Origin of the sequence: Cellvibrio sp. BR (genome assembly GCF_000263355.1) — a bacterium.
Lineage (GTDB): Bacteria > Pseudomonadota > Gammaproteobacteria > Pseudomonadales > Cellvibrionaceae > Cellvibrio.
On the sequence record NZ_JH668205.1, the window covers coordinates 81,219 to 96,221 of the forward strand.

10 protein-coding genes are annotated in these 15,003 nt (G+C 50.2%); all 10 read right to left on the reverse strand.

Features of this window, described 5'->3' with window-relative positions; genetic code table 11:
- Positions 1-32: 32 nt before the first annotated feature.
- Positions 33-1,547, reverse strand: a complete 1,515-nt coding sequence (locus tag O59_RS17470; protein WP_007645030.1) for a tryptophan halogenase family protein — start codon at positions 1,545-1,547, stop codon at positions 33-35.
- Positions 1,548-1,744: 197 nt separating this feature from the next.
- Positions 1,745-5,074 (reverse strand): TonB-dependent receptor, encoded by a 3,330-nt coding sequence (locus tag O59_RS17475; RefSeq protein ID WP_007645033.1) that lies wholly within the window; start codon positions 5,072-5,074, stop codon positions 1,745-1,747.
- 199 nt (positions 5,075-5,273) lie between these two features.
- Complete coding sequence (locus O59_RS17480) at positions 5,274-6,953, reverse strand: family 15 carbohydrate-binding domain-containing protein (protein WP_040393319.1); 1,680 nt, start codon at positions 6,951-6,953, stop codon at positions 5,274-5,276.
- Positions 6,954-7,507: 554 nt separating this feature from the next.
- A complete protein-coding gene (locus tag O59_RS17485) occupies positions 7,508-8,806 on the reverse strand; it encodes an adenylosuccinate synthase (protein WP_040393320.1) in 1,299 nt (432 codons plus the stop codon).
- Between the two features lie 46 nt (positions 8,807-8,852).
- On the reverse strand, positions 8,853-10,025 hold the full coding sequence (locus tag O59_RS17490) for an ATP phosphoribosyltransferase regulatory subunit (protein ID WP_007645036.1): 1,173 nt from the start codon (positions 10,023-10,025) through the stop codon (positions 8,853-8,855).
- A 173-nt stretch (positions 10,026-10,198) separates the two neighbouring features.
- Entirely contained in the window at positions 10,199-11,074 is an 876-nt protein-coding gene (gene hflC, locus O59_RS17495; RefSeq protein ID WP_007645037.1) for a protease modulator HflC, read from the reverse strand.
- Positions 11,074-12,204 (reverse strand): FtsH protease activity modulator HflK, encoded by a 1,131-nt coding sequence (gene hflK, locus O59_RS17500; protein ID WP_007645038.1) that lies wholly within the window; start codon positions 12,202-12,204, stop codon positions 11,074-11,076. Before hflK ends, hflC begins: the two co-directional genes overlap by 1 nt.
- A 46-nt stretch (positions 12,205-12,250) precedes the next feature.
- On the reverse strand, positions 12,251-13,579 hold the full coding sequence (gene hflX, locus O59_RS17505) for a ribosome rescue GTPase HflX (RefSeq protein ID WP_007645039.1): 1,329 nt from the start codon (positions 13,577-13,579) through the stop codon (positions 12,251-12,253).
- A 36-nt stretch (positions 13,580-13,615) separates the two neighbouring features.
- Entirely contained in the window at positions 13,616-13,879 is a 264-nt protein-coding gene (gene hfq / locus O59_RS17510; protein ID WP_007645040.1) for an RNA chaperone Hfq, read from the reverse strand.
- 118 nt (positions 13,880-13,997) lie between these two features.
- Complete coding sequence (miaA, locus tag O59_RS17515; RefSeq protein WP_007645042.1) at positions 13,998-14,999, reverse strand: tRNA (adenosine(37)-N6)-dimethylallyltransferase MiaA; 1,002 nt, start codon at positions 14,997-14,999, stop codon at positions 13,998-14,000.
- Between the last annotated feature and the right edge of the window lie 4 nt (positions 15,000-15,003).

Genomic DNA, 15,003 nt, shown 5'->3' on the forward strand with positions numbered 1-15,003 from the left:
TACATTTAACAACAAATCTTCTGCACTCGATATTAATAGATCTTTTCCGCCCTACAGTTTTCAGCAATATACTGTGCATGCGTTGGCATGTATTCGACGGACTTTTCAATCACACTTCTAATCCCCTCCAGCCGTTTAGTAATTTCATCGTCTGTCATTCGATCAACCAAGGGATGATAAGTTCGAGGGTAAATGCCTTGGCCGTGCATCACTTCAAGCCAACTTAACTCATTAAACATTTCAACGTTATTACGATAGATGCGTCCGTTTTTTTTGAATTGTTCAATTTTTTGTGTTAATTCTTTAGGTATGCTCATGTTGCGGCAGTAATTCCAAAAAACGGAATCGTTCCGCTCGGTTGCGTGATAATGCAGAATCAAAAAGTCACGAATTTTTTCAACCTCAAAACCAGCCTGACGATTAAACTCATCAATATCTTCTTGATCAAAATATTTGTTTGGAAAAAAACTCATTAAACGCGCAATAGTCGATTGCACCAAATGCAGACTAGTGGATTCCAATGGTTCCATAAAACCACTTGCCAAGCCCACTGCCAAACAATTTTTATTCCAGATTTTTTTTCGCTTCCCAGTCACAAATTTGAGCAAACGTGGCTCAGCCAAGGGCTTTCCATCAAGATTGTTTAATAGGATGGAACAGGCTTCATCTTCACTCATAAATTTACTGGAAAAAACATGCCCATTACCAGTGCGGTGCTGCAGCGGAATTCGCCACTGCCATCCCGCCGAATGCGCAGTAGAACGAGTATAGGGCGTTGGCTCTCCCACGCGTTCGCAGGGAACAGCCCAAGCGCGATCACATGGCAACCAGTGGGACCAATCCTCATATCCCGTTTTTAATGCCTGCTCGATTAACAGCCCACGAAAACCGGAACAGTCGATGAAAAAATCCGCTTCAATTCGTTCACCCGACTCTAATTGCACTGATTCAATAAACCCATCACTCGCACGTAAAATTGTATCTACGACCTTGCCTTCAGTACGTATAACGCCGCGCGCTTCGGAATATTCACGCAGAAACCGTGCATACAATCCCGCATCAAAATGAAATGCATAGGCGATATTAGACAAGGGTGAATTACCCGCATCGAATGGCCGCATAAATTTTCCGCGATCAGAAGCAAGACCACCGATGGTATAGTTCCCCAGTTCTTCTGCTTTACCTAACTCCGCCATTTTCAGCCAGTAATGATAGAACTGAACCCCCTCCATGTCCTTGCCCACTTCACCAAATGCATGAATGTATTTGTGCCCAATTTTTTTCCAGTTAACAAATTGGATCCCGAGTTTAAATGTGCCTTGGGTTTTGCGGATAAATTCATTTTCATCCAAATCCAGCAATTTATTAAATAACTGAATTTGTGGAATAGTCGCCTCACCCACACCAACCGTCCCTATCTCTTCGGACTCGATAAGTTGTATTTGGCAATAGTCAGGTTTAATTAGCTTGGATAGTGCTGCAGCAGTCATCCAACCCGATGTTCCACCACCGACAATGGCGATGCGTCTTATATTGTTATCCTGCATTGTAATCACCCAATTTCGTTACTTACTTAACCCCATAAAATTCACGGCTGGTCGCAAAATAAAAATGACGGCGCATGAGTTTTCCAAGTTGGATTAGTTTCAGTTATCGTTATTTTTTACTTAACCATTATGCGGAACCAAAAAAAAGGCACAACCCCATTGTGGTTGCGCCTTCTTTAGCCTCAGCCCTAGAGAGATTAGAACACAGCTTTCACTGTCAGAGCCACGCGGCGGTCATTGACGAACCAAGAGCGACCAGTCTGACGACCTTCTCCATCCAGTGTCATCAGGGTTTCTGTCTGGGTATTCGCCAGATTGGTACCCTGTAAGCCGAGAGAGATTTCTTCAGTTAACTGGTAGGTGATCGCACCATCCAGAAAGCCCGAAGCACTATTCCAGATCGGCTGACCGCTGATCACATCACGCGTAGTGAGAAGATATTCGGAACGCCAGTTGTAAGCCAACCGCGCAGACCAGTCGTTCTTCTCGTACATGAGCACCAGGTTAGCAGTGTGCTCTGACTGACCGCGTAGCGGCAGCCCTTCCAAAGCAGCGGGATCAAAGGGCTCCAAACCGGGCTGCGGCGTTACGTTCTCTTCCGGCTCCGCTTCAGTGGCAGTTCCACTAGAAGAAAAGTTCGGAATACCCTCTGAGTCAACAAAGGTGTAGTTCGCCTGAATACCAAACCCGTCGAATGGCTCTGGGAGCATATCGAAGAATTGTTGGTAAGCCAGCTCGATACCCTGCAACTTGCCTTCTCGTCCATTACGCGTAGTGGTGAAATCAACGGTCTGAGTTACACCAGTATCAGGATTGGTGAACGTTCTGGGCAGCGCGCCTTCAATAAAGAAGTTCTTCAAATCTTTATAGAAAACAGTCCCCGTAAGGGAGCCAACAGGCGCGAAATACCACTCCAAAGACGCATCCCACTGGGTAGACTCCATGGGTTTCAACGCAGGGTTGCCACCGTTACCGGTCCAAATCGCCGGATCAACAGACACTATGTCTACACCAGAGTCGACCGGACCTGGCAATGCCGGAGCATTCGGATCTGGAACTACCCGCGTAACGTTCAAGCCGCGCGCACCAAGAACCGCCTGGTTGCGAACTTCAGACATATCCGGAAGAGCAATAGCCTTGGATACCGCAAAGCGACCAATCAGATCATCTGTCAGCTCAACCTTCAAGTTGAAGCTCGGCAACACATCATCCCATTTGGCACTCGACTCCAACTCACCCTCATCGTAGTCATTACCGAACGCTTTTTCATCTGGAGTTAACCAGTTATTAGCGTCGCGCGAGTAAGAGAGCAGAGTAGTCACTTCATCCAACCAATCCTGTTCCGACTCAAACAGGCCCGGATCGAAAGGCCCAACTTGATCCTCTGCCCACTTGCGGATAGCGCCACTGTCAGTCAAGTCAGTAGGTGCCCCCGCAGGAATAGCTTGACCAATCATATCCGGGAATTGAACCGAACCTATCGCATCGCGATCTAACCTAACGTAGCGCAAGCCGACATTACCGTTGAATCGGAAAGCACCTTCATCCGAACCAAAATCCAAGCGAACATAAATAGCCTCGTTGGTTTCAGTGGTGTCGTAGACTTCAGCCGGAACGAAATAGGTACCTGGGATAACATCTGGGCGATTTTGGTAGGGCTCCCAAATACCCTCACCATTGGGGTTATTTTGAGGTAATTGACGACCAGCAATCACATCCTTCAAGAGATCCTCTGTGGGGAAGATAAAACCATCGCCAGGAATGGAGACCACGCCACCACGATGGAAGTCAGACCAATCAACATACTGGAACTCGTCATAAATGCTCTCATCCAGCTCGGATAACCAGAGAGCACCCTCGCCACCACCCGGAGCCCATTCTGCACCGAGACTCCCCCAGTTATAAGAAGTATTGCGCACTACCTGGTTACGTTCGGCGTAGCGAACCCCAGCCTTAACAGCAGTCAGGAAACCGTCATCAAAGTTATGGGTTACGTCAAAGCGTCCAGCGCGGGATTCCCCTTCAGATCGCTCGTAATGGTCCATGGCAGAACGTAGCCAGTAGGAATCACGATCTTGGAAGTAGTTAGAGTCGCCGGCTGGGTCATTGGAGAAACCAGGGAAATCGGTTGCATACCACTCGGGGTTAGCATCACGACGGCCGCCCCAGGGTTCAATGACCGTAAGGCTAGGTGTATCGCGGCGCAAATCCAAGATTTGCAATGCGTGAATACCAAGTGCAACCTGCAAGTCATCATCTGAAGTGGTTGCATCAACAAACTGCAAATCAGCCTCAAATTCCCAAGCGTCGCTTGGTGTCCATTGCAGATTAAAGCTAAGGTCTTCAACGATAGTACGCGTATCTTTGTAGCGTGTATCAGTCTGATATTTCTGACCGAAATAGTCATTCTGAGTGACGTAGCCGTCCGGAGCAGTGTCACCCAGCCCCCATGCTGCGTCCCAAGCGGTCGGCACTCGGCCTTCACCACCACGCCAGCCACCGCCATCAGTGATATAACCAGATTCAAAAATACTGTCGCCGTTGAAGGTAAACTCGGTACCAGGATAAGGGCGCGCACGACGGTTTTCACTGACTGTGCCATCGTCGTTAGCATCACCATAGCCCCCCTGATACTTAACGGCATTTTCCTTCCAGCTCAGGCGTGCATCTGAGCGCAAGAACTCAGCAGTAGCCAGTAAGGTGTCATCCGGACTCGCCCATTGCAGCGATGCGCCGAATCCGCGGCGGATACGCTCATCTTCTTTGGTAAAAAAGTTAGAGCCGTTGGTCATCCACACTTGGCCATCATCCATCGCAGCGCTAGCTGGAGCACCTAAGGTATCGGCGCGATACTTCACAAAAGCATCACTCTGGATACCATGTGAGGTACCGATCAGCTCGGAATAGGATCCGTTAAGAAGCAATCCGAACTCACCGGCAGTTTCAGTATCCCAACGATTACTGTAGAGACCCGAAACCGTGGGAGAAGCCTCTTCAGCCATATCACCGTAGGAGACATCACCGGTAAAAGCGAACATCTGACCATCACGGTCAAAGGGTTTACGGGTTTTCAAACTGACAGTGCCGCCAATACCACCTTCAATCATGTCGGCGGATTGGTTTTTATACAGATCCACACCACCCATCAATTCTGGTGGTACGTCCTGAAAGTTCAGGCCACGGCCAGAGTTAGCAGTAAAGGAGTCACGACCATTGAATTCACTTCGGGTCGCACTCATACCACGGATAACGGCACCGCTACCTTCCACACCAAAGTGATCGGGATCATCCGGCGCCTGAAAACGTTCAATAGACACACCTGGCATCCGCTGCATAGCTTCCAATACACTGCGATCCGGTAGAGAACCAATGTCTTCTGCTGAAATAGCATCCACAAAGGTGTTCGCGTTACGTTTAATGTCCTGGGCGTTCTCAAGATTTTGGCGGACGCCACTAACTACAACCTCCTCTACCGCTTGGTCTTGTCCAGATGCATTCTGCGCAAGCGTGGGAGAGCTTATTGCCATGACGCACATGGCAAGTATCGACTTCTTGAAAGTGATGGTTTTCTTGGCGTTGTCTAAATAGACCATAGCGCTTTACCCCGATGTTATTTGGTAACCTTGTTATTATTTACACAGCATCGACCGGCGATATTTCGCATATGTAATGCTTCTCATCGCCGTTCAACGCTCACTATTTGTTTTTGTTACGACCTTGCACGGATTACTCGACAGTAAACCTGCGGAGCAGAATCGGATCTGCGGATGCCTCCCGAGTGGCTAAATCCGCGCCTTGAAGCTTAATGCCCATGCGCAGGGCGGTCGGCTCGGTGGGAACACCTTCCATAACCCGCTCGAATCGGTACCAACCGTTACCCAGGTCTTCCGCCGCACTCAGAGCGATATTGCTACCAAAGTTGCCGGAATAACTGCCACTGTTCTGCTGAATGTAGATCTGTATCGCCATACCGGGGTTCTCAGTGATGTAGTAGTCACTGAGGTACAGCTCTACACCCACTGTCGCGCCCTCTAAATCCGGCAGCTCATTTTCAGCAGCAACATACATTACGGTACGTTCGTTACTGTCAGTTGCCTGCCAATTCGGAGCAATACTCAAGGCACCACTTTCGCTGTCGTAGGACAAATCAGGAGCACTCGCAAGGCCCTGCCAGTTGTCATTACTCCAAGCACCCGAATCAACCGATGCTTGAGATGGGATAATTGCAAATGGCCCAGTATCACTCGAAGAAACGATATTGATCTGCATACTGTTAATAGTCAGGCGACCTGCTGGTTGGTTTTTAACTTGCAACCCGACCCGGATGTTCTGACCTTCTTCAGCCACGAACGCATCATTGTCTGTAGCGCAATTAATTGTTTGGGGAACGCCAGGTGTCAGGGAGCCGTTGCCCACATAACAGCCAAATTCACCGGTATAGCTGCCGAAGTTCAACTGGATGATTGGCTGAACATCCGCACCGGAGTCTTTGAAGGCTTGATCCACAGTGAAGGTCATGTCAAAACTACGACCAACAAGGTCAACCGGGCCTTCAAGCAGATAAACCAGCTTCTGGTCACCAGCGGTAGGCTCGAAGTAAACACCGGTATCATCGCGCTGTACTGTAACGGCAGGGGTCGCATCCATCACCGTCCAAGCTGCATCATCCATATCGACGATAAGCGGACCGGTGCCAGACGCTGGTGTCAGGGTGACATTGTCTAACCACACTTGCCCGTCAACCTCTGGCGCCTTGCCGTTAGCCACAAAGCGCACACCAATCTCATTGATGTTGCGCAGGGTGAAGCCCTCGTCATGCCATGCGAAGGTGCCGTAATCGATTGCCTCCACATCGCCCACCATAACGGTTTCGCCGGTGCCAGCTGCCATTTCCCACATTTCAAGGCGGTTCCAACCAGCTTTTGGTTGGTAGCCGAGACTTACAGCCTTACGGCCCTGAGCATTACCCAGCAATAAATGCATGCTCATCTTGCCGTCGTTGGCGTATTCCTCTGTAACAAAGACCCAAACTCTGGCCGCAGAACCCGCCATATCGCTGACTTCGCCCACAGATCCGACGATATCTAACTGATCAGTATCGCTAGCCCACTGTGGATCTACCGCCAGCACTTGTTCATTAGCATTCCAGCTTAGCGTGGCAGTGGCACTACAGGCATCAACGCAACGGCTGCTCCAGTCGTAGGTGTCAGCTTCTTCGCTAAACGCAATAAAGGAAAAAATTCGCGGCTCAGCGGGTTCGGGTTCGGGTTCGGGTTCGCCCCCACCTCCATCGCCTCCATTATCAACAGGCGGTGGAGCTTGTTTCGGCCCCAAATCATTACTCCCGCCACCACAGGCAGAGAGCACGAAGATTGTGCAGAACACGATGAGTAGTTTTTGAAACATATTGAGACCCTCTATTATTCTAGTCTTGGATTTAATTGTTCTAAGCGCAAGCTGACTGAATCCGGCTGGCTTTCCACTGTCTTCACTTGTTGCAGCCCTTAGCGACCTGCCACTTTTGGAGCGGTAGTGCACATAGCGAATATGGATTTTTTAAACGTTAAGCCCTGCTGATTTACGGTCTTTTGATTTTTATGGAAAACCATAGCCAACCCCTTTTTGTTAAATTTATCTTTAGGTGATTTTCATATTGCTTTTTATTTCAGGAAGTTCCGGACCCTCGTGTGTACTAGGATTCTAGTGCCAGACTCCATCTTGCATACTTGTAAACACAGGTCACAAGATGAGCACATGCTACGCCAATGATGATTATTGTGTCAATCTGACCATAAGTCATTATTAGATCACTTCCCACGATAAATATTAGTCTTTATGTACTAAAGTGACAGCGCTATCAACAAAAAAGTAGCGCGCAAATTTATCTGCAATTGTTATTTTTATTCACAAAAAAGCCCGCTCTGAAAGCGGGCTTTTTGGGGCATATAAGGAGGCGAGAATTAGGCTTGAAAGGGATGACGCAAAACGATAGTTTCGATGCGGTCAGGGCCAGTGGAGATAATATCAATTGGAGCCTTAATCAATACTTCCAAGCGGCTGATATAGGCACGCGCATTGGCAGGTAATTGTTCCAGGGTTTGTGCGCCTACAGTGGATTCACTCCAGCCAGGCATCTCTTCGTAGATAGGTTTGAGATCAGCCCAACCTTCGGCATCGTAGGGCATACCGACAATCGCATTGCCTTTAGCATCCTGGTACCCGATACAGATTTTCACTGTTTCCAAACCATCGAGTACGTCGAGTTTGGTCAGGCAGATGCCAGTCACACTGTTGATGCGATTGGCATGACGCACGGCAACGGCATCAAACCAGCCACAGCGACGCTTACGACCAGTAGTGGCGCCAAACTCATGACCTTTTTTACCCAGGTATTCGCCGATTTCACAACCCAACTCAGTGGGGAATGGGCCTGAACCCACACGGGTGGTATAGGCCTTGGTGATGCCGAGTACATAGTCCAGATAGAGCGGGCCAAAACCTGACCCTGTGGCGGTGCCGCCAGCTGTGGTATTAGACGAGGTCACAAAGGGATAGGTACCGTGGTCGATATCGAGCAGCGAACCTTGGGCACCTTCAAACAGAATGCTTTCACCTTGCTCGCGTGCGCTGTGCAACAGCTCGGTGACATCGGCCATCATCGGCATTAATTGCGCCGCCCAGACTTTGCAGTCGGCCAGCACCTTATCAAAATCCACCGCCTCAACCTTGTAGTACTGGGTCAGGGCAAAGTTGTGGTACTCAAGAATCGCTTTGAGTTTGATAGCAAAACTGTCCATATCGACCAAATCGCCCAACCGCAGGCCGCGACGGGCAACTTTATCTTCATAGGCCGGGCCAATACCGCGACCAGTGGTGCCAATTTTGGCATCGCCGCGCGCCAATTCGCGCGCCTGATCCAAAGCAACATGGTATTGCAGGATCAAGGGGCAAGCAGGTGACAGACGCAAGCGGCTGCGCACTGGCACGCCAGTCGCCTCCAACTCGGTAATTTCTTTTAACAGGGCTTCGGGTGATAACACCACACCATTGCCGATCAAGCAGGTTACGCCATCGCGCAAAATGCCGGAGGGAATCAGGTGCAACACGGTTTTTTTACCGTCGATCACCAGTGTATGACCCGCATTGTGACCGCCCTGAAAGCGTGTCACCAGGGAGACCTGATCGGTCAACAAATCCACGATCTTGCCCTTGCCTTCATCACCCCACTGGGTGCCCAATACCACGACGTTCTTGCCCATGACTGGTTTAACTCTCTGTGCTAGATAAATAAAGAAAACTGACCGATTAACAGGCTACCAGCTGGTAGCTGCCATTTCGTAACAGCAGTTGACGATCACAACCCAGCTCCGCCAGATCGGCCTCGCCACTTACCGCCACAACTCGCTCACCTTGCTGGCGCAAATCTTGTACTGCTTGCCACTGGGCTGGATCGCTGTTTCCAACTACCGCAATCGCGCTCACCTGCCCTTTGTGCAACAAGCCTAATTTACTGATAGCAGTGATATCCACTGCAAAACCGGTCGCAGGGCGCGCACGCCCAAAGACCTCGCCAATGTGATCGTAGCGACCGCCGCTGGCGATGGGGTTGCCATAGCCGGGCGCAAACGCCGCAAATACCAAACCGGTCAAATAGTGATAACCGCGCAACTCACCCAAATCGAAATAAAGCTCAGCATTGGGGTAGCGCTGTTCAATAACCTGCGCCACTTGATCGAGCTGATCAACTGCTGCCTGTGCGGCTGGCAGCGCAACAAATAGCTCACGCGCTTTTTGCAAAACGGTTTTATTGCCAGCCAAACCGGGCAATGCCAAAAACAGTGCCGCCATGCTGGTGTCGTCGATATTTGCATCAACCCAGACGCGAATTTCTGTAGTGGCTTTACGCTGTAGCAATTCAAAGAAGGCATCTTCCTGTACCTTGCTCAAACCAGCTGCGGCAGCAATAGCGCGATAAATGCCAACATGGCCTAAATCGATATGTTGTCGCGGCAAACCCGCCACACTGAGCGACTCCAGCAGCAGTGACACCACTTCTATATCAGCCGCGATAGTTGACTCGCCGTAAAACTCAAGGCCAGCTTGAATAGGTGTACGCGTCGCGAGCGGATTCTTGGGGCGGGTATGAACTACATGACCGGCGTAACAAAGGCGGTTAGCGCCAGTACGCTTAAAACTGTGAGCATCCATACGCGCGGTCTGCGGCGTGATGTCAGCGCGAATCCCCAAGGTACGGCCGCTGAGTTGATCGGTCACCTTAAAGGTGAGCAGATCAACATCGCGCCCCAATCCGATTAATAAGGAGTCGGTGTATTCCAGCAGTGGTGGAATCACCATGTCATAGCCCCAAGTGCTGTACAAATCCAGCAAACGGCGGCGCAAACTATCTATAGCTTTGGCTTCGGCGGGCAGGATTTCTTCCACTCCGTCCGGTAACAGCCAGCGATCAGCGTAGGTCATAAGCGACTCTGGTAGAGAAACAAAACCGGATGGTCCGGCACGCACGCATAAAAAAACCGAGCGATCGGCTCGGTTGCGGCATTTTAACACTGTTTGGTGCGGGATTTGTAGGCCAATTACACTTGGATCATCCCGCCCCAAAAAGAATCGCCCGCAGAGCGGGCGATTTCAACTTAGTTCTTGCCTTGAGGGTCTTTTAAGTAGCGGAAGAAATCGCTGTTGGGGTCAACCACCATCAAATCCTCTTTACCACTGAAACTCTGGCGATAAGCATTGAGGCTGCGCACAAAACTGTAGAACTCAGGATCTTTACTGTATGCCTGGGCAAAAATTGCCGCGGCTTGGGCATCGCCATCACCGCGAATACGCTCCGCATCGCGATAGGCATTAGCCTCCAATATTGACACCTGCTTGTCTGCATCCGCACCAATAACTTCAGCCTGCTCCTTACCCTGTGAACGATATTCGCGCGCCTCTTTTTCACGATCAGCAGCCATACGGGCGAACACTGGCTGACTTGCCTCGGCCGGGAAATCAATGCGTTTAACACGAATATCTTTTACTTCGATACCCAGTAGCTTCACGGCATCAAGATTAATACTGGCGGTAATCTCGCTCATTAATTCATCGCGCTTACCCGACACCACATCATGCAATGTGCGACGACCAAACTGGTTACGCAAGCCATCGGCAACCCGCTGGGCAAGCCGGTTTTCTGCGGTTAACTCATCACCACCCGTTGCCTTATAGTAAACCTCGACATCTTTCACTTGCCACTTGATGTAGGAATCCACCATCAACCGCTTATTTTCAACCGTAAAGAAGCTTTCTGTTGCCATATCGGCGGTCAATAAACGGCCATCAAACTTGCGCACCTTTTCGGCAAAAGGCACTTTAAAGTGCAAACCTGGCGGCACATCCGCTTTCACCAAACGACCAAATTGCAATACCACTGCACGCTGGTATTCAGTGACTACGTAAGCCGAGTTAGCAAAAATAACCAAACCGACCAACAGCGCAACTATTGATAAGAGACCTTTACTAGACATTAGCGCATCTCCCGACGAACAAGTGGCGTAGCCGATTCAACTGGCTGAGCAGCACGACTATTGAAATTTTCTGGTTGTGATTTTGGTTCGGCGACCGACTGACGATTCCCCATGCGATCCAGAGGGAGATACAACATGTTATTTCCCCCAGCGACATCCACCATTACCTTGGACGAGTTAGTCATCACACTTTCCATGGTTTCTATATACAGTCGCTGACGCGTCACTTCGGGGGCACGCTTATATTCTGTTAGCAAGCTTTCAAAACGATCCGATTCACCTTCGGCGCGTGCAATTACTTCAGCTTTGTAGGCTTCTGCTTCTTCGATCATCCGCTGGGCGCGACCACGAGCTTCAGGAATAATACCGTTAGCGTAGGCCTGAGCCTGCGCCTTGAATCTGGCCTCATCTTCTTTAGCCCTGATCACATCATCAAACGCCGAGCGAACCTCTTCTGGCGGGCGAGCATCCTGAATATTGACCGTGTTGACTTGAATACCTGCACCATAGGCATCAAGGTAAGACTGCAAGCGCTGCTTAACTTCCACTGCAATCGCCTGACGCCCTTCGGACAAGACTTGATTTAACTCGCTGGAACCAACGACATGGCGCACTGCTGAATCTGTGGCATGACGTAGACTGGTTTCCGGGTCGCGCACGTTTAATACAAATGCTTTTACATCAGAGACGTTGTATTGCACAGAGATAGGCAGCTCTACAATACTTTCATCCTCAGTCAGCATCAGACCACGTGATGGATACTGACGCTCACCGGTGACATTGACCTTAATTACATCGGTAATCAGTGGCGCGTTCCAATTCAGGCCTTCCGTTTTGATTTCCGAGAAGGCGCCAAATTTCAGCACTACAGCGCGCTCTTTGGCATCCACTTGATAGACTCCCGAGCCGATATAAATTAGCAAGGCAACCACAGCAAAAATGCCAAATAGTGGCTTCATATTCGCGTTGCCAGTTGAGCGCCCGCCTGATCCGCCGCCGCCAAACATGCCGTTGAGTTTGTCTTGCAACTTTTTAAATGCCTCATCCAAGTCCGGCGGGCCATCGTTGCCATTTTTATTACCGCGACCACTCCAGGGGTCTTTGTCTTTTCCCGGTTCGTTCCAGGCCATACTATTTCTCCACATAGAAAGTAAAACTGGTTTGGGATTTAATTAACTATTCCTGTGCAACCGGCATATCCGGTAGTGTTCCTGACTCATCCCACAACAGACTCTCAAAAGCTATATTTGCCGCACTGAGAATCCGCAATAAATCATCTTTGGGTATACGTACTTGCAGCAGACTTGCGCCATCAGCGCGGTGATTTTCGCTCACTACCGCCTGTTGTGCATAGAGCATAGCGCGCAAGCGCCCCTGTGTTGGCGGGACAACCAGGCAGCCGCTGACAAGCTCCTTTCCCAGCACTTCTGAGATCGCCTGATTTAACAGCTCACAACCAGCACCTGTCTGCGCAGACAGCCAAACCGCAATCGGTTTGCCGGTTTCATCGCGATCGATATGCGGGCCGGTATCTGCCAGCAAGTCTACTTTGTTATAGACGCGCAATTGCGGTAAATCTGCCGCCTCAATTTCTTCCAGCACCAGTTCCACCTGTTCAATATTGCGCAGGCGTTCTTCAGCTGCTGAATCTATCACATGCAAGAGTAAAGTTGAGTTGCTAGCTTCTTCAAGTGTCGCTTTGAATGCCTCCACCAGTCGGTGCGGCAAGTGACTAATAAAACCTACCGTATCCGCCAGCACTACTGCACCAACATCAGATAGTTCGATCCGGCGCATGGTTGGATCAAGAGTGGCAAATAATTTATTTTCAGCGTAAACGTCAGCACCGGTAATACGATTGAACAGGGTAGATTTACCCGCATTGGTATAGCCCACCAGCGACACGGTTGGAATAGCCGCGCGTTGACGCGAACGCCGCCCCTGCTCACGCTGGGAGCGAACTTTTTCCAGGCGCTGCTCAATTTGCCCAATACGATTACGCAACAACCGACGGTCAGTTTCCAGCTGGGTTTCCCCCGGGCCGCGCAAACCGATACCACCCTTCTGACGCTCAAGGTGAGTCCAGCCGCGAATCAAACGCGTGGCACTGTGACGCAATTGCGCCAACTCAACTTGCAACTTACCCTCAAAGGTTCGCGCGCGCTGGGCGAAAATATCAAGAATTAAACCGGTGCGATCAAGCACGCGGCACTGTAGCTCGCGCTCCAGATTGCGTTCCTGACTGGGGGTTAAAGTGTGATTAAAAATAACCAGCTCGGCGCCGTTATCGACGACCAACTGTTGCAGCTCCTGCAATTTGCCGGTGCTGATAAGAAATTTTGCAGTGGGGACAATTCGCGATCCGGTTAAAAATGCCACAGGGTCGCCCCCGGCAGATAAAACCAACTCTTCGAATTCACGGGGGTCTTCGGCGTCTTGGCCGTGAGACAAATTCAGGTGAACCAGCACTGCTAGCTCACCCGATTCGGGACGATCAAAAAACAATTAGCGACCTCGAGTCAGTATCAATGATTTGATAGATTACTCGGCTTGCTCGTCTTCTTCGCCTTCAACGCCGCCTTCGTTCAACAGCGGAACGCGAACAGCACGGGATGGAACAACAGTGGAGATTGCATGCTTGTAAACCATTTGGCTTACGGTGTTTTTCAACAGCACGACAAACTGATCAAATGACTCAACCTGGCCTTGTAACTTAATTCCATTTACCAGGTAAATGGATACAGGCACACGCTCTTTGCGCAGAACGTTCAGGTAAGGGTCTTGTAAGCTATGCCCTTTTGACATGTTTATCTCCTAGGGACAATAAAAATTATAGTAATTTACCCACCTAAAACACCCAATAGATCAATCGGGAGGAGGTGGAAGAAAGCATGAAAATCAGATTAGGCTTCTCACGTGGGCATTATATGGCGGTGCGACCTATAAAATTCAAGGCGCAATGCACAATTTCTTCCTTCGTGAGCGAAATTCCCTTATCAGTCTCCGTGCATAACCAGTGTAGTTCACTATTTGAGCTTGTCGACCAACCGCGCAACCAAGTAAATTGTCGCTTGGCTAACTGCCGGGTAGCGATAATTCCACGCTCACGCATTTCGTTGTAATCGACTCGCCCATCAAGATAATCCCACACCTGGCGGTAACCCACCGCACGAATGGCGGGCAAATCGGGTTGCAGATCACCGCGCGCATAAAGCGCCCGCACTTCATCTACTAAACCACTGACCAGCATTTTTTCGAATCGTTCAGCAATACGCCGATGCAAGGTGGCGCGATCACGTGGTGCTATGGCAATTTGACAAACAGTAAAGCGCTCACAAAACGCGCTGGTTTGCGGCTGTGCATGTTGCATCTCACGCAATTGCGCCATGGTTTTACCACTCACGCGATAAACTTCCAGCGCGCGACTGAGCCGCTGCGAATGATTGGGGTGAATGTCGGCGGCAGTCTGCGGGTCAACCAAGGCGAGCTGGGCATGGATATGCGGCCAACCGAACTCTGCCGCTTCACGTTCAATTTGCGCACGCACTTCAGTATCTGCGGCAGGCATTTCGGCCAAGCCATCGAGCAGCGCACGAAAATAGAGCATGGTGCCGCCAACTAAGAGTGGAATTTTCCCCTGCGCGTGGATCGCATTAATTTCGCGCTCGGCATCGGCGACAAAATCGGCAACGGAATAGGGCTCTGCCGGATCCCGGATATCAATCAGGCGATGCGGGGTTTCCGCCAATTCGGCGGCACTGGGTTTGGCCGAACCAATATCCATACCGCGATAAACCAACGCCGAATCCACACTGATTAATTCCACCGGCAATAATTTGCTCAAGCTAATCGCCAGATCGGTTTTGCCCGACGCGGTTGGCCCCATCAAAAAAATCACCAGCGGTTTCTGCGCAGAAGTAGCCATGATC

Excerpts from the sequence above, each read along its gene's own strand:
- O59_RS17470 (WP_007645030.1), bottom strand. The coding sequence starts at position 1,547 with ATGCAGGATAACAATATAAGACGCATCGCCATTGTCGGTGGTGGAACA.
- O59_RS17475 (WP_007645033.1), bottom strand. The coding sequence starts at position 5,074 with ATGGCAATAAGCTCTCCCACGCTTGCGCAGAATGCATCTGGACAAGAC.
- O59_RS17480 (WP_040393319.1), bottom strand. The coding sequence starts at position 6,953 with ATGTTTCAAAAACTACTCATCGTGTTCTGCACAATCTTCGTGCTCTCT.
- O59_RS17485 (WP_040393320.1), bottom strand. The coding sequence starts at position 8,806 with ATGGGCAAGAACGTCGTGGTATTGGGCACCCAGTGGGGTGATGAAGGC.
- O59_RS17490 (WP_007645036.1), bottom strand. The coding sequence starts at position 10,025 with ATGACCTACGCTGATCGCTGGCTGTTACCGGACGGAGTGGAAGAAATC.
- hflC (WP_007645037.1), bottom strand. The coding sequence starts at position 11,074 with ATGTCTAGTAAAGGTCTCTTATCAATAGTTGCGCTGTTGGTCGGTTTG.
- hflK (WP_007645038.1), bottom strand. The coding sequence starts at position 12,204 with ATGGCCTGGAACGAACCGGGAAAAGACAAAGACCCCTGGAGTGGTCGC.
- hfq (WP_007645040.1), bottom strand. The coding sequence starts at position 13,879 with ATGTCAAAAGGGCATAGCTTACAAGACCCTTACCTGAACGTTCTGCGC.
- miaA (WP_007645042.1), bottom strand. The coding sequence starts at position 14,999 with ATGGCTACTTCTGCGCAGAAACCGCTGGTGATTTTTTTGATGGGGCCA.